The organism is Psychromonas sp. (assembly GCF_983033635.1).
In genome coordinates, this window is sequence record NZ_CEZLMY010000250.1 from 1 (window position 1) to 832 (window position 832).

The window sequence follows — 832 nt, forward strand, 5'->3', positions numbered from 1 at the left end:
GTTAAGGCCAAAACCTATTTTGCGCTCATCATCTAAACCAATTGAACCGTTAAAGGTAAGATCTCCGTTATAACCTGCACCAAATTTAGTAATAATCTTAGTGGGATCTTCAGGATTTTTGTCATTTTCAGTACTGATCTTATCTGTTTTTTTATCTTCCATTTGAATGTTTTCGTTCTGCTCCTGGGCATAAACAGATACAACACTTAGTAATGGAATTAAAGAAATGGCTGTTAGCCTTTTCATAGAGCTTACTCCTATAGTTAATTCTTAATTTGAAATTAGTGCACTAAAAGTAAGTCAAATGAAGTCGCTTTCCAACGTATAACAGTTATTCACAATTGAATTTTTAGATAGGTAAATAGAACTGTAAACAGCAAATCCCTCTCGTTATTATTCATAATTGAATAACTGTTATACCTAACAAATAATGAGGTCGATTGATAAAGTGGGTTCATCGAAATCGTATAACTAAAAGCTCTATACGAATATGAGTATTAGCATCTAAATGAGGTGAACCATGAAAAAATTATTAAAGTTAACAACAATAGCACTTGCTATGAGTGCAGCGATGAATGTGACGGCACAACAAACACCTGAACAACCTCCTTTAGAACACCTGCATGCATTTAAAGCGTTCCACCATGCGAATTATCTAAAAGGGACAGCTGAAAAGTTTGGCGGTACTAATAAACTCTTTCATTTTAAAACATTAGCAACGGAAGGTGATAACCCCGTTGTATCACCAGCACTGGATCATATCTATTCTCAAGTAGTGATTGACTTGACAAATGGAGAGGTAATGATTGAGATTCCTGAAATGCAGGGTGAA

2 protein-coding genes are annotated in these 832 nt (G+C 34.9%); one reads left to right on the forward strand and one right to left on the reverse strand.

Translation table 11 applies throughout. The annotated features are described in order from the left end of the window. The coding region (locus tag AC4GME_RS17945) for a hypothetical protein (RefSeq protein ID WP_490379951.1) at nucleotides 1-246 on the reverse strand (246 nt) is incomplete at its 3' end. A gap of 274 nt (nucleotides 247-520) precedes the next feature. Here AC4GME_RS17945 and AC4GME_RS17950 point away from each other — a divergent pair. After that, nucleotides 521-832 (forward strand): DUF1254 domain-containing protein (locus tag AC4GME_RS17950; protein ID WP_490379952.1); only part of this gene is annotated, 312 nt, incomplete at its 3' end.